The 22,268-nt window shown below is 72.4% G+C and carries 21 protein-coding genes; 9 read left to right on the top strand and 12 right to left on the bottom strand.

Annotated elements, in window-relative coordinates:
• Positions 1–7 precede the first annotated feature (7 nt).
• The 6 genes from ACFFR3_RS48620 to ACFFR3_RS48595 are packed head-to-tail and all read right to left on the bottom strand — an operon-like array spanning position 8 to position 6,211.
• Positions 8–802 (bottom strand): ATP-binding cassette domain-containing protein, encoded by a 795-nt coding sequence (locus ACFFR3_RS48620; RefSeq protein WP_364375202.1) that lies wholly within the window; start codon positions 800–802, stop codon positions 8–10.
• Positions 799–1,815: an ABC transporter ATP-binding protein gene (locus ACFFR3_RS48615; protein WP_345406574.1), complete on the bottom strand. Its 1,017-nt coding sequence runs from the start codon at positions 1,813–1,815 to the stop codon at positions 799–801. Before ACFFR3_RS48615 ends, ACFFR3_RS48620 begins: the two co-directional genes overlap by 4 nt.
• The gene (locus ACFFR3_RS48610; RefSeq protein ID WP_379485411.1) at positions 1,812–3,341 is read right to left on the bottom strand and encodes an ABC transporter substrate-binding protein; all 1,530 of its coding nucleotides are present in this window, start codon (positions 3,339–3,341) and stop codon (positions 1,812–1,814) included. Before ACFFR3_RS48610 ends, ACFFR3_RS48615 begins: the two co-directional genes overlap by 4 nt.
• A 28-nt stretch (positions 3,342–3,369) precedes the next feature.
• Positions 3,370–4,236, bottom strand: coding sequence for an ABC transporter permease (locus ACFFR3_RS48605; RefSeq protein ID WP_379485410.1), 867 nt, complete (start codon positions 4,234–4,236; stop codon positions 3,370–3,372).
• Positions 4,233–5,159 carry an ABC transporter permease gene (locus ACFFR3_RS48600; RefSeq protein WP_379485409.1) on the bottom strand — a complete coding sequence of 309 codons (927 nt, stop codon included), beginning with the start codon at positions 5,157–5,159 and terminating at the stop codon, positions 4,233–4,235. Before ACFFR3_RS48600 ends, ACFFR3_RS48605 begins: the two co-directional genes overlap by 4 nt.
• Positions 5,156–6,211, bottom strand: coding sequence for a LacI family DNA-binding transcriptional regulator (locus ACFFR3_RS48595; RefSeq protein WP_345406565.1), 1,056 nt, complete (start codon positions 6,209–6,211; stop codon positions 5,156–5,158). The genes ACFFR3_RS48600 and ACFFR3_RS48595 overlap by 4 nt, the downstream gene beginning before the upstream one ends.
• A 209-nt stretch (positions 6,212–6,420) precedes the next feature.
• Between ACFFR3_RS48595 and ACFFR3_RS48590 the strand changes: the two genes are divergently transcribed.
• Together ACFFR3_RS48590 and ACFFR3_RS48585 are read left to right on the top strand one after the other, a co-directional pair.
• Positions 6,421–8,211 (top strand): right-handed parallel beta-helix repeat-containing protein, encoded by a 1,791-nt coding sequence (locus ACFFR3_RS48590; RefSeq protein WP_379485408.1) that lies wholly within the window; start codon positions 6,421–6,423, stop codon positions 8,209–8,211.
• Positions 8,212–8,216: 5 nt separating this feature from the next.
• Positions 8,217–9,233: a GDSL-type esterase/lipase family protein gene (locus ACFFR3_RS48585; protein ID WP_379485407.1), complete on the top strand. Its 1,017-nt coding sequence runs from the start codon at positions 8,217–8,219 to the stop codon at positions 9,231–9,233.
• A 46-nt stretch (positions 9,234–9,279) separates the two neighbouring features.
• On the opposite strand, the gene ACFFR3_RS48580 is transcribed toward ACFFR3_RS48585, so the two are convergent.
• The gene (locus ACFFR3_RS48580) at positions 9,280–11,298 is read right to left on the bottom strand and encodes an SUKH-4 family immunity protein (RefSeq protein ID WP_345406553.1); all 2,019 of its coding nucleotides are present in this window, start codon (positions 11,296–11,298) and stop codon (positions 9,280–9,282) included.
• A gap of 353 nt (positions 11,299–11,651) precedes the next feature.
• Between ACFFR3_RS48580 and ACFFR3_RS48575 the strand changes: the two genes are divergently transcribed.
• On the top strand, positions 11,652–11,864 hold the full coding sequence (locus tag ACFFR3_RS48575; protein ID WP_345406550.1) for a hypothetical protein: 213 nt from the start codon (positions 11,652–11,654) through the stop codon (positions 11,862–11,864).
• A 10-nt stretch (positions 11,865–11,874) separates the two neighbouring features.
• Here ACFFR3_RS48575 and ACFFR3_RS48570 read toward each other — a convergent pair whose 3' ends face one another.
• Positions 11,875–12,303 carry a DUF1801 domain-containing protein gene (locus ACFFR3_RS48570; protein WP_379485406.1) on the bottom strand — a complete coding sequence of 143 codons (429 nt, stop codon included), beginning with the start codon at positions 12,301–12,303 and terminating at the stop codon, positions 11,875–11,877.
• Positions 12,304–12,406: 103 nt separating this feature from the next.
• Between ACFFR3_RS48570 and ACFFR3_RS48565 the strand changes: the two genes are divergently transcribed.
• Positions 12,407–12,841: a helix-turn-helix transcriptional regulator gene (locus tag ACFFR3_RS48565; RefSeq protein ID WP_345406544.1), complete on the top strand. Its 435-nt coding sequence runs from the start codon at positions 12,407–12,409 to the stop codon at positions 12,839–12,841.
• Positions 12,842–12,861: 20 nt separating this feature from the next.
• The gene (locus ACFFR3_RS48560; protein ID WP_345409865.1) at positions 12,862–13,305 is read left to right on the top strand and encodes a VOC family protein; all 444 of its coding nucleotides are present in this window, start codon (positions 12,862–12,864) and stop codon (positions 13,303–13,305) included.
• Here ACFFR3_RS48560 and ACFFR3_RS48555 read toward each other — a convergent pair.
• Positions 13,300–13,896 carry a TetR/AcrR family transcriptional regulator gene (locus ACFFR3_RS48555; RefSeq protein ID WP_379485405.1) on the bottom strand — a complete coding sequence of 199 codons (597 nt, stop codon included), beginning with the start codon at positions 13,894–13,896 and terminating at the stop codon, positions 13,300–13,302. The two genes, ACFFR3_RS48560 and ACFFR3_RS48555, sit on opposite strands and share 6 nt — an antisense overlap.
• Before the next feature lie 118 nt (positions 13,897–14,014).
• On the opposite strand from ACFFR3_RS48555, the gene ACFFR3_RS48550 reads away from it, so the two are divergent.
• Positions 14,015–14,929 carry an NmrA family NAD(P)-binding protein gene (locus ACFFR3_RS48550; protein ID WP_379485404.1) on the top strand — a complete coding sequence of 305 codons (915 nt, stop codon included), beginning with the start codon at positions 14,015–14,017 and terminating at the stop codon, positions 14,927–14,929.
• A gap of 120 nt (positions 14,930–15,049) precedes the next feature.
• On the opposite strand, the gene ACFFR3_RS48545 is transcribed toward ACFFR3_RS48550, so the two are convergent.
• Complete coding sequence (locus tag ACFFR3_RS48545) at positions 15,050–17,830, bottom strand: AfsR/SARP family transcriptional regulator (RefSeq protein WP_379485403.1); 2,781 nt, start codon at positions 17,828–17,830, stop codon at positions 15,050–15,052.
• 166 nt (positions 17,831–17,996) lie between these two features.
• On the opposite strand from ACFFR3_RS48545, the gene ACFFR3_RS48540 reads away from it, so the two are divergent.
• From ACFFR3_RS48540 to ACFFR3_RS48530, 3 genes are all read left to right on the top strand, one after another.
• Positions 17,997–18,233: a hypothetical protein gene (locus tag ACFFR3_RS48540; protein ID WP_345406532.1), complete on the top strand. Its 237-nt coding sequence runs from the start codon at positions 17,997–17,999 to the stop codon at positions 18,231–18,233.
• Between the two features lie 150 nt (positions 18,234–18,383).
• Positions 18,384–19,007, top strand: coding sequence for a class I SAM-dependent methyltransferase (locus tag ACFFR3_RS48535; RefSeq protein WP_345406529.1), 624 nt, complete (start codon positions 18,384–18,386; stop codon positions 19,005–19,007).
• Positions 19,008–19,036: 29 nt separating this feature from the next.
• A complete protein-coding gene (locus tag ACFFR3_RS48530) occupies positions 19,037–19,507 on the top strand; it encodes an SAM-dependent methyltransferase (protein WP_379485402.1) in 471 nt (156 codons plus the stop codon).
• 11 nt (positions 19,508–19,518) lie between these two features.
• Here the strand turns inward: ACFFR3_RS48530 and ACFFR3_RS48525 are convergent, their stop codons facing one another.
• Positions 19,519–20,232, bottom strand: a complete 714-nt coding sequence (locus tag ACFFR3_RS48525) for a GNAT family N-acetyltransferase (protein ID WP_379485401.1) — start codon at positions 20,230–20,232, stop codon at positions 19,519–19,521.
• A gap of 313 nt (positions 20,233–20,545) precedes the next feature.
• Positions 20,546–22,078: a serine hydrolase domain-containing protein gene (locus tag ACFFR3_RS48520; RefSeq protein WP_364375156.1), complete on the bottom strand. Its 1,533-nt coding sequence runs from the start codon at positions 22,076–22,078 to the stop codon at positions 20,546–20,548.
• Positions 22,079–22,268: the final 190 nt, after the last annotated feature.

Here is a 22,268-nt window from a genome sequence, read left to right as displayed (position 1 = left end):
TGTGTGTTCACGCGCCCTCGAGGTCGAGGGCGGCTTCGAGCAGTTTCTTGGTGTACGGATGGCCGGGCCGGTCGAACAGGTCGTCGGCGGTCGCGGTCTCGACCAGGCCGCCCCGGTGCATGACCGCCACCCGGTCGGCGATCTGCCTGACCACTCCGAGGTCGTGGGTGATGAAGAGGATGGCCAGGCCGCGGGCGGCGCGCAGGCCGGCCAGCAGCCGCAGGATCTGCGACTGCACCGACACGTCGAGCGCCGAGACGGCTTCGTCGCAGACCAGCAGCCGGGGGCGCAGGGAGAGCGCGCGGGCGATGCTGACCCGCTGGCACTGCCCGCCCGACAGGGCCGCGGCGCGCCGGTCGGCGACGCCGGGGTCCAGGCCGACGTCCGCGAGCAGCTCTTCGATCGCGGCGTCCCACGCCCGGCCGTCCGGCGCGACCGAGGGGTGGGTCCGCCAGGTCTCGGAGATGATCGACCGGACCGTCATCCTGGGGTTGAGCGAGGCCGCGGGGTCCTGGAAGACCATCTGGATGGCCCGCCGGGTCGCCGGTGACCGCTTCGACACCGGGCCGATCGCGGCTCCGTCGTACCGGATCACGCCTTCCTGCGGGGCCTGCAGCCCGACGACGCAGCGGGCGACGGTGGTCTTGCCCGAGCCCGACTCCCCCACGATCGCCAGCGTCTCGTCGGGACGCAGGGCGAAGGAGACGCCGTCCACGGCGTTCGGCTTGCCGGCTCTGCGTTCCCTGCGGGAGTGGAAGTTGACCACAAGGTCGCTGACCTCGAGCAGGGCCGATGCGCTCATGTCTCCTCCGGGAAGTGGCAGGCGACCTGCCGGCCCGCGGCGACCTGCCGCATGCGCGGCACCTCGCTCGCGCACCGGTCGCGCGCCTTGGCGCAGCGCGGGTGGAACGGGCAGCCGCTCGGGCGTTCCGCCGGGCCGGCGGGGCTGCCGGGCAGCGGCTCTGCGATGGCGGTCTTGCTGCGGACGGCGGGGACGCTCACGACGAGCGCCCGCGTGTACGGGTGCGCCGGCCGGTTGAGCACCTCGCGGCCGGCGCCGATCTCGCAGATCCGGCCGGCGTACATGACGACGACCTCGTCCGCGACGTGCGCCATGACCCGCAGGTCGTGGCTGACCAGCAGCATGGCCATGCCCTCCTCGTCGCGGACGCGCCGCAGCAGGGCGAGGATGCGGGCCTGGACGGTGACGTCGAGCGCGGTGGTGGGTTCGTCGGCGAGGATCAGCTCGGGCGAGCCGGCCAGCGCCGTGGCGACCATGGCGCGCTGGCGCAGCCCGCCGGAGTACTGGTGCGGATATTGGGCGTGCCGGGTCTGCGGGTCGGGGACGCCGACCCGGTCGAGCAGGTCGATGACGGTCCTGTGGACCTCTTTCCTGGGCATGCCGCCGCGCCGCAGGATCTCGCCGACCTGCCGGCCGATGGTCTGGGTCGGGTCGAGCGCGGCCTGGGGATCCTGGAAGATCATGCCGATGCCGCGTCCGCGCAGCCGCCGCCGGTCCTGCTCGGTCATGGTGACCAGGTCGTCGCCGTGCCAGAGCATCCGTCCCGTCACCGCCGCGCCGGGCGGCAGCAGCCCGATGATCGCGGTCGCGGTCATGGTCTTGCCGCTGCCCGACTCGCCGATCAGCCCGGTGGTACGGCCGGCGGCCACGGTGAACGAGACGTCGTCCACCACGCGGACCGGGCCGTCCCTGCCCGGCAGGTCGATCGACAGGTGCTCGACGCTGAGCAGGGGCGCCGGCTGCGCGCCGCGTGCGGCCGGCGCCTGATCGGTCATGTCGAACGACCGGCTCATGATCCACCGTTGCCGATGCGGACGGTGGAGAAGTCCGGGGTCATGTCCGGCGGGATGGCCAGGCCCTGGACGGACTTGCTGCGGACGTACACGTTGCGCACGAACATGGGGTACATGCCGACCGCGTCATCCCAGATGATCTTGCTGGCCTGGGCGTAGAGTTCCTGCCGCTTGGCGTTGTCGCTGGTGGAGCCGGCTTCGGCGAGCAGCTTGTCGAGGTCGGGGTTGCAGTAGCCGGTGCGCTTGGCGGCGCAGGTGTAGAGCCGGCCGAGGTTGGTCGCCGCGTCGAAGCCCGCGGTGCCGAGCTGCTGGATGTTGACGTCCCACTTGAGGGCCAGCAGGTCCTGCAGGAAGACGGCAGGCTCCTTCTGGACCGGCTCCGCCTTGACGCCGATCTTGGCCAGGTCGCTGGCCACCGCGTCGGCGAACTGCTGGAACTGCGGCTGGGAGAACTGCATCTTGATCGTCTGCCCGTAGTCCCAGCCGGCCTCGTCGAGCGCCTTCTTGGCGGCCGCCGGGTCGTGGCGTACGGGGGTCTGCGGCGCGTAGCCGAGCACGCTGGGCGTCACCACCGAGTCCGCGGGCGAGCCGGTCTCGGGGAACAGCGACGTGATGATGGTGGGGAAGTCGACCGCCTGCCACAGCGCGCGCCGGACGGCGGCCTCCTTGAGCCCCTTGACCGAGCCGTTCATCCACATGGTGATGACGCCGTTGCCCGCGCTCTTCTCCACCACCAGGTCCGGGTTGCCCTTCAGGCCCGGCAGCTGGTCGTCGGGGACCGCCCACGTCATGGAGACCTCGCCGGTCTTCAGTGCGGTCATCTTCGCCGCCATCTCGCCGATGCTGCGCAGCTCCAGGCGGTTCAGCGCTGGCTTGCCCGCCCAGTAGCCGGGGTTGGGGGCCAGGACCAGGCTCTGGCCGGGCGTGAACTGCTGGACGACGAACGGGCCCGAGCCGATGGGCTTGGTCCAGCCGTCGTTCAGGTGCGCCTTCGGGGTGACGTAGAAGCTGATGAGCTTGCCGAGCAGCGCGGGGTCGGGGTCCCCGGAGGTGATGACGACCGTGCCGGCGTCGCCCTCCTCGGCCTTGTGACCGGCGTAGTTGCCGGCCATCGCGCCCTTGAGCTCCAGCACCCGCTCGAACGAGGCGACGACGTCGGCGGCGGTGACCGGGGTGCCGTCGGAGAACGTCACGCCGCCGCGCAGCTTGAACGTCCACTGCGTGGCGTCCTCGTTGGCCTCCCACGACTCGGCGAGCACGCCGTCGAACTCCCCCTTCCCCGACATCTTGATCAGCGGGCTGAAGATCGCCTTGGCGGCGACCTGGGTGCCGTTGTCCATGCCGGACGCGCCGTGCGGGTCGAGGTTCTCGATCGGGGTCCACACGGCGACGGACAGCTCCTGCGGCGCGTCACCGGCCGCGGTCGAGCCGCCGCCGGTGGTGGTGGTGCTGCAGGCGACCAGCCCGACGAGGGAAAATGCCGCGGCGGCGAGTGCCGCCGCACGACGAAGCCGTACGGGCCTCATGGGGTTCCTCCTGACCTTGCTGAGCTTGTCAGCGGCTCGAGCCGAGCCGCTGGGTGAGGTGGTCGCCGAGCAGGCCCGTGCTCACCACGAGGCCGGTCAGCGCCAGCCCCGGAAGTGCTGAGATCCACCAGGCGGTGTCGAGATAGTCCTTGCCGTTGGCGATGACCTGGCCCCAGGAGACCGTGGCCGAGGGCAGGCCGAGACCGAGGAAGCTGAGACCGGCCTCCGACAGCACCGCGCCGGCGAACTCCGTGGTCGCCAGCGCCGTCACGGGACCGATGACGAACGGGATGACGTGCCGGACGATCACGACCGGCGTGGGCACCCCGATCAGCCGCGCGGCGTCGACCCAGGGCCGCTCGCGCAGCGACAGGGTGATGCCGCGGGCCAGCCGGGCGAAGCCGACCCAGCCGGCCACCGACAGCGACAGCACCACGACCAGCATGCTGCGCTCGAAGAGGCCGGCGATGACGATCGCCAGCAGGATGCCGGGGAAGGCCATCAGGATGTCGATCAGCCGGGAGATCGCGACGTCGGTCCAGCCCGCCAGGTAGCCGGCGAGGGTGCCGAAGGCCAGCCCCACCGCGACGCAGGCGGCCACCACGCACACGCCGATGATGATCGACGTCCTGGCGCCGTGGACGAGCTGGCCGAGCATGTCCCGGCCGGCCCCGTCGGTGCCGAGCAGGGCGAGCGTGCCGTCCGCGCGGGTGGCGCCGATCGGCAGCAGCCGGTCCGCGACGCTGGTCGCGACCGGGTCGTACGCGATCAGCAGCGGGCCGATCAGCCCGACCAGCACGTAGCAGGCGAGCACGACCGAGGCGACCGTGGCGACGGCGGGCGTGGAACGCAGGCGGACGGGCCACAGCCGGGGCCGTACGGTGATGACGCTCATGCGCCGGCCCCCAGTCGTACGCGCGGATCGAGGCGGGCGGCGATCAGGTCGGCGGCGACGTTGCAGCAGACCACGATGACCGCGATGAGCAGCACGGCGGCCTGCACGATCGAGTAGTCGCGGTTGGCGACCGCGGTCACCAGCAGCGAGCCGAGCCCTGGCCAGGTGAAGACGCTCTCCACGATCACCGCGCCGCCCAGCAGCGTGCTGACGTGCAGCGCGCCGACGGTCACCACCGGCGTCGCCGCGTTGCGCACCACGTGTCCCGTCACGACCTCGCGCGTGCTGAGGCCTTTGGCGTAGGAGCGCTGCACGTAGCTCTCCGCCATGGTGTCGGCCACGCTGCTGCGGGTGATCCGGGTGAGCAGCGCGGTGAACGGGGCGGCGAGCGTGAGCGCGGGCAGCACGATGTGGGCCGGGGTGCCGGTGCCGGCGCTGGGCAGCAGTCGCAGCTGCAGCGCCATGACGAGGATCAGCATGATGCCGATCCAGAACGGCGGCATGGAGTAGAGGAACAGCGCGAGACCGGAGATGCCGCGGTCGATCCACCGGCCCCGGTAGGCGCCGGCCAGGGCGCCGAGCACGACGCCGGTCATCGCGATGAGGGTGGCCACCAGGGTCAGCTCGACCGAGGCGGGCAGGCGGGACAGCACCAGCTCGAACGCGGGCCGGCCGAAGCGGTAGGAGTCGCCGAAGTCGAGCGTGACCAGCTGGGTCAGGTAGTGCCAGTACTGCACCGGCAGCGGCTGGTCCAGCCCGAGCCTGGTCCTGGCGGCGGCCACCTCGGCGCTCGTGGCGTCGGGTCCGAGCAGCACCAGCGCCTGGTCGCCGGGGGCGATCCGCATGATGAAGAACACCAGCGTGGCGGCGCCGAAGATGATCAGGACGCCGGTGGCCGCGGTGCGCAGCGCGTACCGGGTCATCGCCGTACCACCCGGCTGATCGAGTTGCCGCGTACGTCGGTGCACGGCACCACCAGCTGCAGCGGCGTGCGTTCCGCGTCCTCCAGCAGGGTGACCAGCAGCTGCACGGCCGCGCGGCCGATCTCCACCCGGGGGATGTCGAACGAGGTCCAGATCCTGGTGGCGGTGGGCGGCGGGGCGGAGCCCAGGAAGGCGACCGACAGCCGGTCGGGGATGCGCACGCCGGCGGCCTCGGCGGCGTCGGCGAGGGCGAGGCCGGTGGCGTTGTCCTCGGAGGGCTCGACGAGCACGGCCGTGACGCCGTCGTCCACCCAGCCGGTGACCCGGCCGGCGCCGACGTCGGCGGCGCCGGCGGAGTACTCGACCAGCAGGTCGTCCTCGCGCAGGCCCGCGGCCTCGGCGCCGCGGCGCAGCCCGAGCTCGCGGTCGTCGCCCGGCTCGGCGCCGTCGTCCTGCCGCAGGAGCAGGATCCGCCGGTGCCCGAGCGCGGCCAGCTCCTCGACGAGGGCCGCGGTGGGGGCGACGTAGTCGGGGGCGACGTAGGACAGCTCGGTGCCGTCGATGTCGCGCCGTCCGATGAAGACGAAGGGGAAACCCTCGTCGACCAGGTTGGTCAGGTCGTCGCGCGAGATGTGCCGGCCGAGCAGCACGCAGCCGTCGGCCTTCAGCAGCGCGTTGCGTCCTCTGGCGTAGAGGCCGCCCTGGGCGTTGTTGGCGGAGGTGAACAGCAGCAGGTCGTAGCCGAGCCTGGCCGCCTCCTCCTCCACGCCGACCAGGAACGGGTGGTAGAAGTCGCGCTGGTCGACGGGGAAGACGGACTCGAACGTGTACAGGCCGATGGTCTTGACGCTCATGCCGCGCAGCGCCCTGGCGGCGGGGTTGACGGCGTACCCGAGCTCCTCGATCGCCCGCTGCACGCGCCGGCGGGTCTCCTCGGCGACCGGCACGCCGGGGCGCTCGCTGAGCACGAGGGAGACGGTGGCCTGGGACACGCCGGCTCGCTGGGCGATCTCGACCTGGGTGGGGCGTCGTGGCCCCGCTCGTTTGCGCATGGGGATCCTGTTGGCTAATACGTAACGACTTCGCGGCACTCTAGACACCCGGCGACGGTTCCCACAAGGGGGAAATTCCATGAATGTTGCCGCTAGATGTCGAGATGTCGTCCGATTATCAGCATTTATTAGCTCTTGTGAGCCTCTGAGGCCGTCTGTACGATCCCCGATCAATACGTATCAACCCGCTCAGTCGGAGGTAAACGGCCATGCCCGAGTGGACCGATCGCCGAGCGCTCCTACGGATCGGCGGTGCGGCGCTCGGCGCCGCCGCGGCCACCGCGACCTTAGGAGCCGCACCCGCGGCCGCCGCGGACCCGGAGGACGTCATCACGCCCCAGCAGTTCGGCGCACTGGCCGACGGGCAGCACGACGACACCGACGCCATCGAGCAGGCCATCAACGCCACGCGGACCAAGACCACCAGGATCGTCGTCTTCCCGCCCGGCACCTACCGCATCACCAGGACCATCGTCATCCCCGACGTGTCCGGCGAGTCCTTCAACCGCATCCAGCTGCGCGGCTACAGCACCATGACCAACCGCGCCTCGATCATCCAGGTGACGCACGACGGCGTCGGCATCGACGTACGCTGCTCGCTCGCCGCGATCTACGGCCTGGCCTTCGTCGCCCCCGCCAAGACCGAGCACAACGTGGCGCTGCGCTTCGCCGGCGAGGTCAACACCGACGACACCGACGCCGCCATCCTGGAGTGCACGTTCGTGTCGTTCAAGCTCGCCGTCGACCACGTCGGCCGCGGCCTCTACTTCTCCCACAACCTCGTCGCGCTCTGCACCACCGGCATCAGCCTCGCCTGGCCCACCGAGGGCGTGGACGGCGGCGGCGTCCACCTCCCGCCGTACGGGCTGCGCAAGTGGCTCATCACCAACAACCACTTCCACAGCCCGTTCCAGGCCATCGTCGCCCAGGGCGCGGAGAGCAGCGACTTCCGCGGCATGATCATCCAAGGCAACCTGCTCGACATCGGCCGGCGCCTGTTCATCGGCAGCATCTCCAACTCCACCATCAGCGGCAACGTGGTGGAGAACGCGGACAACGGCGCCATCATCGAGATCACCAGCGGCGGCCACAACCTGACCATCGGCGACAACGTGCTCGGCGGGTTCGAAGCGCCGCAGGACAAGGGCACCCGCGCTATCCAGTTCTCCAGCGACGTCAAGGCGCACAACGTCACCATCAGCGGGAACACCTTCAACTGGCTCAAGGGCACGCCGATCCGCTTCGAGAACGACGCGAGCAGGATCACCATCGCCAACAACTCCTTCGACAACTGGAACCTCTCCGGCCGCAGCGACAACGCCGCCATCTCGGTGGCCGGGAAGGCGAGCGCGTTCAGCGTCATCGGCAACGTCATCTCGGCCGACCCCGCGAACCGGCCGCCCATCGCGACCACCGGCGGGCTGCACGCCTCCCACGTGATCGGCAACGCCTCCGAGCAGGTGCCGCTGGTCGGCGGGCCCGTGGGAGCGGACTCGTTCGTCCAGGCCACCCCCGGCAGGTTCAACCGCATGGAGGTGGCCGGGCCGCTGGGCGCGGCGGCGAAGGTCATCAGCACCTCGACCGAGCCGGTCAAGGTGGGCACGGACCGGTACGGCTCGTTCGTCGTGGAGGGCAGCAACGCCAACCCGGGCGTCAAGGGCGGGGTGCGGGTGGTGCCGGTCAACCAGTCGGGGTCGGCCGCCACCGAACTGCTCTGCGCGACCACGTCCACCAACGAGCTGGTGTCGATGGCCGCCAACGCCACCGGGCTGGTCCCGCCCGCCGACAACGCGCGCGACCTGGGCAGCGCCACGCAGCGGATGCGGACCGTGTACGCGCACCAGGTGGTCCTGGCCGAGCACACCCCCGACAGCCTGCCGGACGCGGCCGGCCAGTCCGGCGGGATCATCCTGGTCCGTGACCCGAAGACGGGCAAGCGGGGCCTCGCGCTGTCCGACGGAGCCGCCTGGCGCAACGTCGTCCTCGGCCCCCAGGTCTGACCGGCATGCGACCGATCCTGCTCACCCCCGGCGCCCGGCCGGGGGTCTGGCGGGGCGCCCTGGCCTGGACGGAGGAAGACGGCGGATGGCAGCCGTGGCGGCTGCCGCCGGAGCGGATCGCCACCGCCCACGCGCCCGTCCTGGTCACGCGGGCCCGCATGCCGGCCGGCGTCCGCGCGGCCGTCCGTACCGACGCCGCCGCGCTGGAGCTGCGCACCTGGGCCGCGGCCGACGACGTCACCTCGCTCGACGTCACGGTGGACGGCGCGCTGTGGCAGCGCACGGCCTTGGCGGCGGGGGCCGCGACGAGCCACGTCGCGCTGCCGCCCGGCGCCAAGGCCGTCGAGGTCTGGCTGCCCCAGTTCGGCGAGGTCAGGATCGGGCCCCTCGTCCTGCACGGCGCGACGTACGCCGCCGCGACCCCCGGTGGAGGGCCGCGGTGGGTCACGTACGGCAGCTCGATCACGCAGTGCCGCTCGGCGGCCGGGCCGAGCGAGACCTGGCCCGCCCTGGTCGCGCGGCGGCTCGGCTGGGAGCTGACCTGCCTGGGGTTCGCCGGCGAATGCCACCTCGACCCCGTCGCGGCCCGCGCCATCGCGCGCACGCCCGCGGACCTGATCTCGCTGTGCCTCGGCGGGAACGTCCACGGCTTCGCCAGCATGAGCGCGCGCACGTTCCCCGGCCAGGTGTCGGGATTCATCCAGACCATCCGTGACGCGCACCCGTCGGTGCCGATCGCCGTGCTCACCCCGATCACGTCACCGCCCCGCGAGCGGCTGCCCAACCAGGTCGGGCTGACCCGCGACGAGATCCGCGCCGCCGTCGCCGACGCCGTACGGACGTTGCGGAGCTGCGGCGAGACCCGGCTCCACCTCATCGACGGCCCCGTCGTCCTAGGCCCGCGCGACGCCCACCTCCTGCTGGACGACGCCCTCCACCCGGACGCCGACGGCTACCGCCTCATGGCCGACCGCCTCACCCCCCGCCTGGCCGCCGTCGCCGCCCACCGTCGAGTTCCCTGAGTACGGTCACACTCGGAGGACGAACGGGACGCGCGTGGTGATCCGTCTAGGTGAGGAGCGTGTAGTCCTCCAGCGTCGGCGGCCAGAGGGCGTCCTCGCCCGCCATGGCCTCCGGCTCGTACGTGTGCAGTTCGAGCGCGAGGTCGTCGGCGCACCAGTAGGCCGCCTCGCGGTGCGCGTCGCGGCCCTCGCACCACAGCCTGCGTTCCCGGTGGACGACGTAGACGAAGTAGGCGTACGACTCGACGTGCCGGTGGGCGACACGGGCGCTCTCCAAGGCTTCGTGCACCTCGTACACCAGGCCGGTGCGGCCGTCGAGGAAGAGGTACCAGGTGTCCATGGCGTCGAGCATGAACAGGGCGCCGAGGTCGTCCGGCAGGCCCGGACAGGCGCGCAGCTCGTCCAGGCCGTCGGACCAGTACTCGGACATCGGCTGGGCGAAACGGCGACGCTCGCCCGTCCAGCCGGGCTCGTGGAGGCCGCCGGCGGGCAGGCCGACCTCGGTCAGGAAGCGGCGGGTGGGCGCGTGCGCGATCGCGGGATGGAGCCCGCCGTCGGCCGGCCTGAAGACGCCGTCCTGGCCGTACAGGTCGTCGAGCAGTTCGCGGGTGACCCTGGTCGCGGGGCGGCGGAGCGGCAGCGGGGTGACGGTGTCCGGCCCGCCTGCCAGGCGTTCGTGGTGGGCCAGGTGGCGCGTGAGGTAGTCGGGCGGGGACAGCTCGGCCGAGACCGGCCAGCCGCGCATGACGGCGGCCAGCTCCCCGTGCGCTTCGGCCGGCGGGGCGACCATCTCGGCCAGGCAGGGCAGGCCGATGGCGTAGGCGGGCAGGCCGGGCTCGGCGAGGGGCAGCCGGGCGGCGGCCTCCGCGACGCCCCGGGCGGCGGCCTCAGGTGCGTCGCGGTGCCGGCCGCAGTGCAGCAGGCGCCACGTGTACGGGCCGATCGGGCCGAAGGCGAGGGCCAGCGTGCCGGCGGCGGCGCGGGCGTCCGGCGACAGGCCGGCCAGCCAGGCACGCGCCACCCGTCCGTCGATCGGCAGGTCAGGGCCGGGATCGGCGCCCTCGGCCCGGGCGGCGAGCGCGGCGATGCCCGGCGAGGGGTAGACCTGGCCGGCGGTGAACGGCGAGCGCGGCACCCGCTCGGCGTCGTACCAGGCGGTGAAGGCGGCGCGGTCGGTGGCGCGCGGGTCGTCCAGGTCCAGCACGAACGCCGCCGGCCCGAGCCCCTCCTCGGCGTCGGGGCGGGTGAGCTCGACGAGCAGGCGGACGTGCGGGTTGACGGCGAGGGGAAGGACGAGCTCGGTGAACGCGCGCTCGGGGTCGTTGCTGCGGTGGGTGTCGGCCACGGTGACGAGCACGGGCCGGTCGATGGCGTCCAGGCCCGCGCCGTCGAGCTTCAGCTGCCCGGCCAGGTCGCGTACGGCGTCGTCCACGTCCATCCCGCGCAGGAGGATCGCCGCCTCGTCCGAGCCCGGATAGCCCGACCAGTCCCAGACGCCGGCGTAGCCGAACCAGGACAGCAGCCGGGTCTTGCCGGCGGCGGGCGAGCCGGTGACGACGCAGACGCGCGGCCCGTAGGGGTCCTCGCGCCAGCGCAGCAGCGCGCCGGCGGCGGGGGCGCGGCCGGCGGTGGGCTCGTCGCGGATGCCGCGCCCAGGACGTGTCTCCACCCAGGCGGGTGCGGCGGCCAGGTAGTCGGGCACCTCGCGCGGCCCGCCCAGCAGCTCGCGGACGAACGTGGTGAGAGCCGCGTGGAAGCCGGGCATCAGCGCCGCGGTCTCGGCCCAGTCGTCCCGTACGCCGCGCACGCAGGGCTCGTCCCTGTGCCGCGCCAATCTCATGGGGTCGTCGTCGTGATCGTCGGCCAGCTCGCCCAGCTGCCCGAAGAACGCCTCCTGGATCGTGCGCAGCCTGCCGACGTGCTCGCGCAGCCGCGGCGCCTGCGCGTGCTCGCCGAGCGCGCCCAGCACGCCGTCGAAGTGGCCGATCCGCACGTCCGGCCAGGGCAGGCCGACGGCCAGGAACGCGCCGGACAGGCGGGAGGGGAGGTCACGCGGTACGTCCATGATCCACCGAGTCTAGGGCGCGGCCACGACACCCCTTCGCCCGGCGGTCAGTCCTCGCGGAACAGGCAGCGGAAGACGTGCCGGCGCTGTCCGGCGCTTCGCCGGCCGGGGAGTTCGGCCCGCTCTTCGGATGGAGGCGGGCATAGGTCAGGTCCGCCTGCCCCGTCTCATCCACCGGCTTTGAGCACGCCGTGCTCGACCAGCGCGTCATGGGCGAGGTCGGTCACGTCCAAGAGCCGAACCGGTCACGAATCGAGAAGCGCCGCCCCCTGAGCCGCGCCTAGCGTGATCTGCCAGAGAGCGCACGAGGTGCGCTCCGGCCTGAAGCCGCCCGTCCAGCAGAGGAGGTCCCGATGACCGGGAACACGTGGGTACGGCAGACGCACCGCTGGCTGTCCATCGTCTTCACGGTGACCGTCCTGGCCGGCATCGTCGCCGGGGTCCTGGAGGTCGCCGAGTGGGTGTTCTACCTGCCGCTGCTCCCGCTCGCCCTCCAGATGTTCACCGGGTTGTACCTGTTCGCGGCGCCGTACGCCGCCAGGCGGCGCGGCCCCCGGGAGACCTGACCGGCCGCGGTCAGCTCACGGACTTCCTGACGAGATCGGTGATCGTCTCGACGGCCGCGTCGCTCAGCTCGGTCACGGCGAAGGAAGTGGGCCACAGGCCGCTGTCGTCGGCGAGGTTCGCCTCGGGGGTGAAGCCGAAGGTGGAGTACGGCTCCTTGTCGACGTGCCCGCTGCGGAAGAAGCAGACGACCTTCCCCTCGCCGGCGTAGGCCGGCTGTCCGTACCAGAGTTTCGGCGAAAGCTGCGGGGCGTGGGCGGTGACGATGGCGTGGATGCGTTCGGCCGCCGCGCGGTCGGGCTGCTCCATCTCCGCGATCTTCGACAGCACGTCGAGCTCGGCGGCGGCCGCCTTGCCGCCACGGCCCCCGCTCGCCTCCTTCCTCAGCTCCTCGGCGCGCTCCTTGATCGCCCTGCGCTCTTCCTCGGAGAAACCGTCCATGCTCATCACTGTCCCCTGCCCGGTCGCCATCGGTGATCACGTGCTCACGACGCTAACCCTGCCGCGCGAACCGGCGCTTCTCGATTCTTGATCGATGGTGTCCATGGGCAGCGGGCGTGCGCAGGCGCAGCGGTTGCGCGACATCGCCGTGATCCGGCGGGTCCGCGACCGGATCGACCGCGAGTACGCCAAGCCGCTCAACCTCGAGGCGCTGGCCCGGGGAGCGCATTTGTCGGCCGGGCACCTGAGCAGGGAGTTCCGCCGCCTCTACGGCGAGTCCCCGTACGCGTACCTGATGACCAGGCGGATCGAGCGGGCGATGACGCTGCTGCGCCGCGGCGACCTGAGCGTCACGGAGGTGTGTTTCGAGGTGGGCTTCTCCTCGCTGGGCACGTTCAGCACGAGGTTCGCCGAACTGGTCGGCGTGCCGCCGAGCGTCTACCGGCGTGACCAGTCCAAGGCCGCGGCGGGCATCCCGCCGTGCCTGAGCAAGCAGGTGACCAGGCCGGTCAAGAATCGAGAAGCCCGCGCCCGGTGATCGTGCCTAGCGTGAGCGGCATGAACGTCACCATCCAGCACACCTTCCTGCCGCACACCGATCCCGAGGCCGCGCTGCGTTTCTACCGCGACGTCCTGGGCTTCGAGGTCCGGGCCGACGCCGGTTACGAGGACATGCGGTGGATCACCGTGGGCCCGGCCGGGCAGCCCGGCACGTCCATCGTGCTGCATCCGCCGGCGGCCGACCCCGGCGTCACCGACGAGGAGCGCCGCACCATCCTGGAGCTCATCGCCAAGGGCGTCTACGCCGCCGTCACCCTGGCCACCGACGACCTCGACGGGTTCTTCGACCGGCTGCAGGCCGCGGGCGCCGACGTGGTGCAGGAGCCCATCGACCAGGACTACGGGGTCCGCGACTGCGCCTTCCGCGACCCCGCCGGCAACCTCGTCCGCGTGACCGGCGCCCCACCGCCGCGACGGGCGGGCTCAGCCCGTCGCCTATGAGGATGACGGCTGCGGGCGGACTCCGGTCAGCGCGAGGGTGAGCAGCCGGTCTGCCTGGGCCTGGCCGTCGGGTTCGTGCTCGACGGCCAGGCAGATGGCGTTGACGAGTGTGAGCAGATCCGTGATCGAGACGTCGGGCCGTACGGCGTTCGCCCGGCATGCGCGGGCCAGCAGGTCCGCTCCCGCGTCGATGATCATCGTGTGGCAGGTGGCGCCCAGGCTCGGATCGCCGTCGTGGGCTCCCCGCATCAGCGAGGCGGCCAGGCCCCGGTTGGTCACGACGTGCCTGGCGACGGCTCGCAGCCAGGCCGCCAGCGCCTGCCCGGGGCCGGGCTCGGCGGCCAGGCCGGCGGCGGTGGCGCACAGGGCCTCGACCTTGTCGCGGAAGACGGCCTCCAGCAACAGCTGCCGGGAGGGGAAGTGCCGGTGCAGCGTGGCCGAGCCGACGCCGGCGCGCCGGGCGATCTCCTCCAGCGACGCCTCGGCTCCGTGCTCGGCGACGGCCGCGGCGGCCGCGGCCAGGATGCGGTCGTAGTTGCGGCGGGCGTCCGCGCGCATCGGACGCGTGGCCGTACGGCTGTGGGGCGGCATGTGTTCTCCGGCGGGCTTGCATAAACGGGGTGGCCCTCCATATCGTACTCGCACAGAACCGGAGGGCCACCCCACTTAAGCGGGTGGCCTCCGCATGCCTTCCGTCTGGAGACACCTCGTGAAGACCATCGTGGTGATGGGGGCCACCGGCCTGCAGGGCCGGGCCGTCACAGCACACCTGCTCGCCGGCGGCTCGCACGTGCGGGCGGTGACCCGCGATCCGGGCGCCGCAGCCGCCCGGGCACTGACGCGGGCGGGCGCCGAGCTCGTCCGCGCCGACATGGACGACCCCGCCTCACTCGCCGCCGCCGCCGAAGGCGCCGACGGCCTGTTCAGCGTGCAGCCCACCGTCGGCTCTCCGGGCACCCCGGCGGGCTTCTCGGCCGAGGACGAGGTCCGCTGGGGACGCAACGTCGCCGACGCGGCACACGCCGCCGGTGTGCGGCACCTGGTCTACGCCTCGCTCGCCGGCGCGGGCCGCCACGACACCGAGAAACTGCCGGGCAACACGATCAGCAAGTGGCGGGTCGAACAGCACATCATCCGGCTGGGCCTGCCCGCGACCTTCCTGCGCCCGGTGTCGTTCATGGAGAACTACACCGGCGCCTACCACCTGCACGACGGCGCCGTGGCCACCGCGTTCGCCGCCGACGTGCCGCAGCAGGTCATGGCCGTCGACGACGTCGGCGCCTTCGCCGCGCTGGCCTTCGGCCGGCCGGGCGAGTGGATCGGCCGCGCGGTCGATCTGGCCGGGGACGAACTGACCCCGCGCCAGATCGCCGCCGCCATCTCCGAGGCGATCGGCCGGCCGCTGCCGTACGTCCAGATCCCCCTCGAGGTGATCGCCCGGCTCGGCGCGGACTTCGCCCACGCCTACACCTGGCTCAACGAACGCGGCTACCGTGCCGACGTCGCCTTCACCCGCGCCCTGCACCCCGGCCTGATGGACCTGCGCACCTGGCTGCGGCGGACGGGAGCCGCCCAGATCGCCGCCTTCCTGGCCGCCCAGGAGGCCGCCGGGCAGAACCCATGAACGCCCTGGGCCGTCAGCCGGGCGGGTACCCGCCATCGGGCTGGTAGCCGCCGTCCGGGGAGGCGATGGAGGCTTCCCAGGGGAACTGGCGCGCGACCGGGTGTGACCACGGGCACAGCCTCAGGGCGGAAGCAGTTTCTGCCGCACCCGTTCGCTCTCCGCGCGGCGGTGCTGGGCGTCGTACAGCGTCAGCGCCCTGCGCCAGGCGGCCCTGGCCTCCGCGGTGTGGCCGAGCGCGTGGTGGGTGTCGCCGAACGCCACCAGCGTGTCGGCGCTCTGCGAGGCGTTGCCGGTGCCTTCGCGCAGGTCGAGGCAGCGCCCGTAGTACTCCAGCGCGCGTTCGTACTCGCCCTGGTGGAAGGCGAGCAGGCCGAGGCTGTCGAGGGTGGCCGCTTCGCCGCCGCCGTCGTGGTGGCGGCGGAAGAGGGTGAGGGCCTGCTCGCAGGCGTCGCGCGCGGCGTCGTACTCGCCGAGTTGCAGGCGGATCCAGCCGACGGCGCTGAGCGCGTTCGCCTCCCAGATCGGATCACCGGCCTCGCGCTGCAGGCGCAGCGCGGTCTGCGCGTGCGCGAGCCCGCGCCGCGGCTGCCCGTGGACGCTCCACGTCCAGCCGAACGTGTGGTGCACCTGCGCGAGCATGGGCCGGTCCTGGGCCTGGCCGAACAGCTCCAGCGCCCGGTCGAGGTGGCCGGCCGCCGCGTCGATCCGGCCGGCCGCGGCGTGGGCGTAGCCGGTGTGCCAGTGGACGACGGCGGCGGTGTACGGCAGGCGCAGCCGTTCGGCGGCGGCCAGCGCGATCTCCCAGGAGGTGAGCCGTTCGCGGGTGTAGGAGCGGCGCAGCAGGAAGGTGTTCATGCCCCAGGCGAGCTGCCACGTCTCGGCGTCCATGCCCAGCTCGGCGGCCAGGACCTGCGCCGGAAGCAGGCACGGCAGCTCGGCCTCGAACCAGGCCAGCGCGGCGGCGGCGTCGGCGAAGACGTGCCGGCCCCCGCGCCGGGCAACGGCGGGCCGGTGCGGGTAGAGCGCCCGGTCGGCGGCGCATGCGGTGTCGGTGTACGTCTCGACGAGCCGGGTCAGGGCTTGCCTGCGGGTCTCGGCGGGCAGGTCGGCTTCGGCCCGTTCCGCGGCGTACAGCTGGATCAGGTCGTGCATCCAGTAGCGGCCGGGGGCGTGCTGCCGGATGAGGGTGGCGGTCTCCAGCATGGAGATCAGCGTGCGCGTCGCGGCGGGCGGGAGCCCGGCGAGTGCGGCGGCCGCGGGCAGGCCGATCTCGGGGCCGGGGACGGTGCCGAGCAGGAGGAAGAGCCGCGCGGCCGGCGGATCGAGCGCCGCGTAGGAGGAGGCGAACACGGCGCGCAGGTCCGCGCCGAGGTCCCCGGTCTGCAGGGCGTCGAGCCTGGTGGCCGGGTCGCGCAGTTCCCTGGCGAGGACGGCCAGCGGGAAGCCGGGGTGGGCGGTGGCGCGGGCGGCCAGCACTCCGAGCGCCAGGGGCAGGCCGCCGGTGTGCTTGAGCAGCACGGCGACGGAATCGGGGTCGGCGGCCATCGTGTCGGGGCCGAAGTGGTGGGCGAGCATCCGGCGCGCCTCCTCGTCGGAGAAGGCGCCCACCTCCAGCAGCCGGGCGTCGTGCGTGGTGTGCAGGCTCACGAGCCGGTTGCGGCTGGTCACCAGGACGGTGCAGCCGGGCCGGCCGGGGATGAGCGGCGTCACCTGGGCGCTGTCCCTGGCGTTGTCCAGGACGATGAGCACCCGCCGGTCGGCCAGGACGGACCGGTAGAGCGCGGCCCGCGCCTCCTGCTCGTCGGGGATGACGGCGGGCGGCACGCCGAGCGCGGTCAGGAAGTGGCGCAGCACGGTGCCGGGCGGCACCGGTTCCTCGGCGGCGTCGAAGCCGCGCAGGTTCGCGTAGAGCTGGCCGTCGGGGTAGCGGTCGCGGTGGGTGTGCGCCCAGTGGAGGGCGAGCCACGTCTTGCCGCTGCCGCCGGGGCCGCTGATCACGGTGACGCCGACGTGGCCGGTCTCGACGCTCTGGCGGCGGTCGAGTTCGGCCAGCTCGTCGCTTCTGTTGGTGAACGAGGCGGGCGCGGCGGGGAGCTGGCTGGGCACGGGGAGGGCGGGCGGCCCGTCCTGGCGGTGCGGCCGGCGCGGGTTGGCCTCGGAGCGCAGGATGCGGTGCTGCAGTTGCTGGAGCTCGTCGGTGGGTTCCAGGCCGAGCTCGTTGACCAGCCGGCAGCGGAACTGGCGGTAGACCTCCAGGGCCTCGCTGGGGCGGCCGCTCTCGTACAGGGCCTGCATGAGTTGTTCGTGGAGGCGTTCCCTGAACGGGGCCTCGCCCGACAGCGCGCGTGCCTCGGTGACGACGTCGGTGGTCCTGCCCAGGGCGAGCAGCACCGACAGCCGCTCTTCCAGGGCGTCGAGACGCAGCCCGTCGAGCCATTCGGCCTGCGTCTCGGCGTAGGAGCCGGTGATGCCGGCCAGCGGGGCGCCCCGCCACCAGCGCAGCGCCTCGTCGTAGTGGCCGAGCGCCTGCTCGGCCGGCGCCTGCCTGGCCAGCGCGATCTGGTCCTGGAAGCAGGCGAGGTCGAGCCTGGCCGGGCCGAGCCGTACCAGGTAGCCGGGCCGCTGGGTGTGGATGACGGGGGCGCCGAGCGCCGCGCAGGCGCGCCGCACTTCGGACACCAGCATCCTGACCCGGGAGGCGGCGCCGCTGGGCAGCGGCTCCGCCCAGATCGCCTCCGCCAGCCGCTGCGTGGAGACCACCCGGTCGGCCTGCAGCAGCAGCGCGGCCAGCAGAGCGCCCTGTCTGCCGGAGAAGGTGACCTTGCCGGCGCCCGCTTCTAGCTGGAGGGGGCCGAGCAGGCGGAACAGTATCGCCGGTGCGTTACCGTCCGGCTTCTCCATCTACGATCCTCCCGTTTCGCGCCCTGACGAGTGTACGGGCGTGAAGATCAGGAACCGTGCGGAAATCAGGCGGAAAACAGACACCTGATCTTTAGGCTCGCATCGAAGTTCCGCAGATGGAGCCGCTCGCGACCCCCGCGGCTCCGCATCTCGAAAGGATTGGCGCATGAAGCTTGCCATGAGGCGCGTCTCCCTGGCGATGTCGACCGCTGTCGCTGCCGCCGCCATGACCGCTGTCCTCGCACCGGCGCCGGCTTCCGCGGAAGTGATCGTCCGCTGGTATCCGTACACCACCGCGGGCGCGAAGTCGTGCAACAGCGCCGCCAACGCCGCCGGCCCCGAGTACTACTGCACCACGGTGAAGATCGGCTCCACGAAGATGTACGCCCTCGCCCGTCCGTAAGGGCCCATCTCCCCATCCCGATGTCCGTCCGGTCCGCGTGACCGGGCGGACATCGGCATGTCGCCGCCCGCTGAGCTTGACGTCCTTCAGTGCGTGAGTGTAACTCTAGAGTCCATCACTAGAAATGAACTCTAAGCTTTGGAGGGAACGATGACCCGGCAACACGCCGAAGAGGAGACCATCCACCGCGCGCTGGAGCGCTTCTACCGCGACGGCAAGGCACCGTGGGACACCGGCGTGACCCCGCCCGAACTGGCCGGCCTGATCGAGGGGCCGCGGAGCCTGCCGCCCGGCCGCGTCCTGGAGCTTGGCTGCGGCACCGGCACCAACGCCGTCTACCTGGCGCGGCACGGCTGGGAGGTGACGGCCGTCGACCTGGTCGCCGGCGCCGTCGAGCAGGCCAAGGAGAAGGCCGCCCAGGCGCAGGTGACGGTGAAGCTGCTGCACGGATGCGTCACCCGCCTCGACGACCTCGACGTGGCGGGCCCGTTCGACCTGTTCTTCGACCTGAGCTGCTACTGCGGCGTCGCGCTGCACCGCCGCGACGCCTACGCCGCCGGCCTCACCCGGCGCGCCGCTCCGGGGGCGCGGCTGCTGATGTTCGGGTACGGCCCCGAACCGGCCGGCGGCCCGGCCACTAAGATCGCGTCGTGGGCGGCCGGCGTCACCGCCGACGAGATCCGCGCCAGGTTCGACGGCTGGGAGCTCCTCGACGTCACACCGGGCACCAACCCGTTCCCCACCTTCTGGTTCACCCTGCGCCGCGACGGCTAGCGGCGCCCCCGACGCATAGGGAGAGCACCATGACACCCGGCCCCGTGACCCTGCGACCAGTCGGCCGCGTGATGGGCGGTCGCAGCGAATGGGTCGAAGACGACTGGCACGACGTACGGGCCGTGATCCGGCTGGACGACTCCGCCTTCACCCCTTCGGCGGTGCTCGGCCTGGAGGACTTCTCCCACCTGGAGATCGTCTTCGTCTTCGACCGGATCGACCCGGCCGAGGTGCGCACCGACCCCCGTCCCCCACGGGGAAACCCGGCCGCGGCGCCCGTGGGGATCTTCGCCCACCGGGGCCCGTACCGTCCCAACCGGCTGGGCGTCTCCCGCTGCAGGCTCCTCGCCGTGGACGGCCTTGACCTGCACGTCGCCGACCTGGACGCGCTGTCGGGCACCCCCGTCCTGGACATCAAGCCGTACCTGACCGAGTTCGCCCCCCGCCACCCGGTCACCCAGCCGGCCTGGGCGAGCGAGCTGATGAGCTCCTACTACTGACCGCGCCGGGCTCAGGGCGCCAGCGGCACCTCCCCGGCCGCCGGTAAGGAGGCGATGAAGGCCGGGTAGAGGTCGGCCCACAGCAGGGTCGATGCGCGGGCGCGGGCGGCCGGGGTGAGCGTGAGGGCCGGGGGTTCGTACCAGTGCCGCCACAGGGCGTGGACGGCGTCGGCCAGCAGCCGGGCCGGGATGGCGGTGGCCGCGGGGTCGGCCGTCCTGGCCATCAGCGGGTGCGGACGGGGCGGGGTCAGGGGGCGCCCGGTGAGGCGGTCGACGCGCATCGGCGGCTGGACGTAGCGGACGTGCTCGACCTGGCGGAAACCGTTGCGAGCCCAGAACGCGGTGGTCTCCGGCCTGCTCTCCACCAGGGCGAGCACCGGCCGTTCGCCTCTCGCCGCGGCCTCGGCGAAGACGAGCTCCTCGGCGCGCGCGAGCAGCATGCGCGCGTGCCCGCGGCCGCGCTCGCCGGGAGCCGTGACGATGTGCCCGCCGCCGATCACCGCCACCGGCTCCCGCTGGGTGACCAGCGGAATGTAGTCGCAGGTCAGCGCGGCAAGCACCCGGTCGCCCGCAAGCCTCGCCACCGCGAACCGCCGCGCCCCCGCCACCTCCCGGACCGGGAACGACTCCTGCGCCTCGAGCTCGGAGGCGGCGAACTCGGAGCGCAGCAGAGCGTGGACGGCGTCCAGGCGCGCCCGGTCGCCGACCCTCTCGGTGGTGATCATCGCGTCCTCGGCCCTCGGCTCGGCAACTGCCCCGATCATGGTGCCGGGCGGCGCCGGACGCGGGCAAGACCTCGCCCGAGCGGGGTCAGGCCGGCCAGCCGCCCCCTGCCGCGATGGACGCGGCGAGCTGAGCTCGATGAGGTGGTGGCCTTGTTCGATCAGGCGGTGTCGGCGCGGGAGTCACGGGCGAAGCCCAAGACGGACCTCTCCATCCCACGGACAGGCTGGGGGCAGGCCGGGGGCCGGTAGGGGGCCGCGTGCTCGTCGGCTCGCCTGCCGACATCTCCCCGGCGTGTCTGGTGCTCAGGTCTGGCTACTGAGCCGGTCCGGTCTGCTCGTTGCCGAAGACTTCCGCGACGAGGCGCTGGGTCGCCTGCTGGAAGGCCGCTCCCAGGGACAGGGCGGCGTCGTCGACGTAGTTGAGCGCGGCGGTCAGGGTCTTGCTGCCGTCAGGGGTGCTGTACAGGAGCGCGGCGTGACCGGCCATGCCGCCATTGTGGGTGATGACGGTGCCGCCGCCGGGCGCCTCCTGCACGAACACGCCCAGGCCGTAGCCGGCCTTGGCCTCCGGGGCGCACATCTCGGCCAGCAGCTCGGCCGGTAGCAGCTTGCCGCCCAGCAGGGCGGAGATGAACGTGTGCAGGTCACGGGTAGTGGAGATCATGTCCCCGCCGCTGGAGATCCAGGACGGGTTGTGCCGAGTGACATCGACTGTCCGAATCTGACCGTCCTCCTCGTAGCGGTAGTAGGCGTGCGCGTGCGGCTCGGGGATGTCCGTCTCACCGACCGGCTGGAAGGTGCCGGTCAGACCGAGCGGCCCCAGGATCAGCCGGTGCATCTCCTCGGCGACCGGGCGGCCGGTGACCTTCTCGATCAGCAGGCGGGCCAGCACGTAGTTGGTGTTGGCGTAGCTCCAGTCGGTGCCGGGCTCGAACCGGGCCGGCTTGGACAGCGCCAGCCGGACCAGCTCTTCGGGCCGGTAGGTGCGGAAACGGTTGTCCACCCACTCCTTGCCCGCAGGGGTGGCGGGGATTCCCGGCACGAACGTGCCGTCAGGGTCGAAGTCGCCGGTGAAGTTGAAGATCCCGCTGGTGTGCTGCAGCAGCATCCGCACGGTGATGCGCCGGTCCAGCCCGAACTCGGGCAGGTAGTCGTCCACCGAGGAGTCCAGGGCGATCCGGCCCTCGGCGACGAGTTGCAGCACCACGGTGGCAGTGAAGGTCTTGGTGTTGCTGCCGATCCGCACATGCCCGTCAACCGGAGGCTCGGTGTTCTGGCTCAGCTCGGCCACTCCGGCGCTGCCGGCCCACTCACCCCGCTTGTCGTGCACGCGCAACGACACTCCGGTGAAACCGGAATCGACGATCTCCTGGATGACCTTCTGCAGCTCCGGGCGATCCTGGGCGGCAGCGTCCGTCGGCACGCCCCCGCTGCCGCCGCCGGAGGTGGCCGAGGCGACGTCGAGCGCTTCGGTGATCTTGCGAGCCATCTCCCTCATGGCGGGGCCGGCTTCGCCCCTGGTGGTTGCCTCGACGGCGATCAGGACAGTGCGACGGAAATCGCCGGCCTCGGCCGGATCCTGCTGCTTGAGCAGGGTCATGGCCGCTGTCAGGGCCGGCAGCACCTGGTCGGCGAGGTCGGCCACGGTCTTGCCGTACTTCACGCCTTTGGGCGCCTTGGCGAGCACATGACCGATGCGGCCGGTCGCCGATGTCAGGGCGACAGATCCTTCGGTGGCGGCCCGGTGCGCCGAGCCGGCGGCACCAGCCGCGGACATCAGCGACACGGCGCCCCACGCGGCGGTCTGCAGGGTGAGCCGGTCCTGCTCGGTAAGGGTGAGGGACATGGTGACGTACTCCTTAACAGGGGAAATTTCACATGAACGGACACATGATGGAAGGGTGTGCTGGTGGCCAGCGGGGTCTGGAAGCGAAGGGATACCGCCCGGTTGCCGTCCTGGCCTCGCCGCTGACATGGCAGCGTCTGGCCGGCGCTGAGCGCGATGGCTGTCCGCGCCGTGGGTGAGCGCGTGCACG

The organism is Nonomuraea salmonea (assembly GCF_042428605.1).
GTDB classification, from domain to species: Bacteria; Actinomycetota; Actinomycetes; order Streptosporangiales; family Streptosporangiaceae; genus Nonomuraea; species Nonomuraea salmonea.
The sequence above is the reverse complement of the archived record's forward strand: the minus strand, read 5'-3'. Positions and strand labels throughout refer to the sequence as shown.

Excerpts from the sequence above, each read along its gene's own strand:
- ACFFR3_RS48620 (WP_364375202.1), bottom strand. The coding sequence starts at position 802 with ATGAGCGCATCGGCCCTGCTCGAGGTCAGCGACCTTGTGGTCAACTTC.
- ACFFR3_RS48615 (WP_345406574.1), bottom strand. The coding sequence starts at position 1,815 with ATGAGCCGGTCGTTCGACATGACCGATCAGGCGCCGGCCGCACGCGGC.
- ACFFR3_RS48610 (WP_379485411.1), bottom strand. The coding sequence starts at position 3,341 with ATGAGGCCCGTACGGCTTCGTCGTGCGGCGGCACTCGCCGCCGCGGCA.
- ACFFR3_RS48605 (WP_379485410.1), bottom strand. The coding sequence starts at position 4,236 with ATGAGCGTCATCACCGTACGGCCCCGGCTGTGGCCCGTCCGCCTGCGT.
- ACFFR3_RS48600 (WP_379485409.1), bottom strand. The coding sequence starts at position 5,159 with ATGACCCGGTACGCGCTGCGCACCGCGGCCACCGGCGTCCTGATCATC.
- ACFFR3_RS48595 (WP_345406565.1), bottom strand. The coding sequence starts at position 6,211 with ATGCGCAAACGAGCGGGGCCACGACGCCCCACCCAGGTCGAGATCGCC.
- ACFFR3_RS48590 (WP_379485408.1), top strand. The coding sequence starts at position 6,421 with ATGCCCGAGTGGACCGATCGCCGAGCGCTCCTACGGATCGGCGGTGCG.
- ACFFR3_RS48585 (WP_379485407.1), top strand. The coding sequence starts at position 8,217 with ATGCGACCGATCCTGCTCACCCCCGGCGCCCGGCCGGGGGTCTGGCGG.
- ACFFR3_RS48580 (WP_345406553.1), bottom strand. The coding sequence starts at position 11,298 with ATGGACGTACCGCGTGACCTCCCCTCCCGCCTGTCCGGCGCGTTCCTG.
- ACFFR3_RS48575 (WP_345406550.1), top strand. The coding sequence starts at position 11,652 with ATGACCGGGAACACGTGGGTACGGCAGACGCACCGCTGGCTGTCCATC.
- ACFFR3_RS48570 (WP_379485406.1), bottom strand. The coding sequence starts at position 12,303 with ATGGACGGTTTCTCCGAGGAAGAGCGCAGGGCGATCAAGGAGCGCGCC.
- ACFFR3_RS48565 (WP_345406544.1), top strand. The coding sequence starts at position 12,407 with ATGGGCAGCGGGCGTGCGCAGGCGCAGCGGTTGCGCGACATCGCCGTG.
- ACFFR3_RS48560 (WP_345409865.1), top strand. The coding sequence starts at position 12,862 with ATGAACGTCACCATCCAGCACACCTTCCTGCCGCACACCGATCCCGAG.
- ACFFR3_RS48555 (WP_379485405.1), bottom strand. The coding sequence starts at position 13,896 with ATGCCGCCCCACAGCCGTACGGCCACGCGTCCGATGCGCGCGGACGCC.
- ACFFR3_RS48545 (WP_379485403.1), bottom strand. The coding sequence starts at position 17,830 with ATGGAGAAGCCGGACGGTAACGCACCGGCGATACTGTTCCGCCTGCTC.
- ACFFR3_RS48540 (WP_345406532.1), top strand. The coding sequence starts at position 17,997 with ATGAAGCTTGCCATGAGGCGCGTCTCCCTGGCGATGTCGACCGCTGTC.
- ACFFR3_RS48535 (WP_345406529.1), top strand. The coding sequence starts at position 18,384 with ATGACCCGGCAACACGCCGAAGAGGAGACCATCCACCGCGCGCTGGAG.
- ACFFR3_RS48530 (WP_379485402.1), top strand. The coding sequence starts at position 19,037 with ATGACACCCGGCCCCGTGACCCTGCGACCAGTCGGCCGCGTGATGGGC.
- ACFFR3_RS48525 (WP_379485401.1), bottom strand. The coding sequence starts at position 20,232 with ATGATCACCACCGAGAGGGTCGGCGACCGGGCGCGCCTGGACGCCGTC.
- ACFFR3_RS48520 (WP_364375156.1), bottom strand. The coding sequence starts at position 22,078 with ATGTCCCTCACCCTTACCGAGCAGGACCGGCTCACCCTGCAGACCGCC.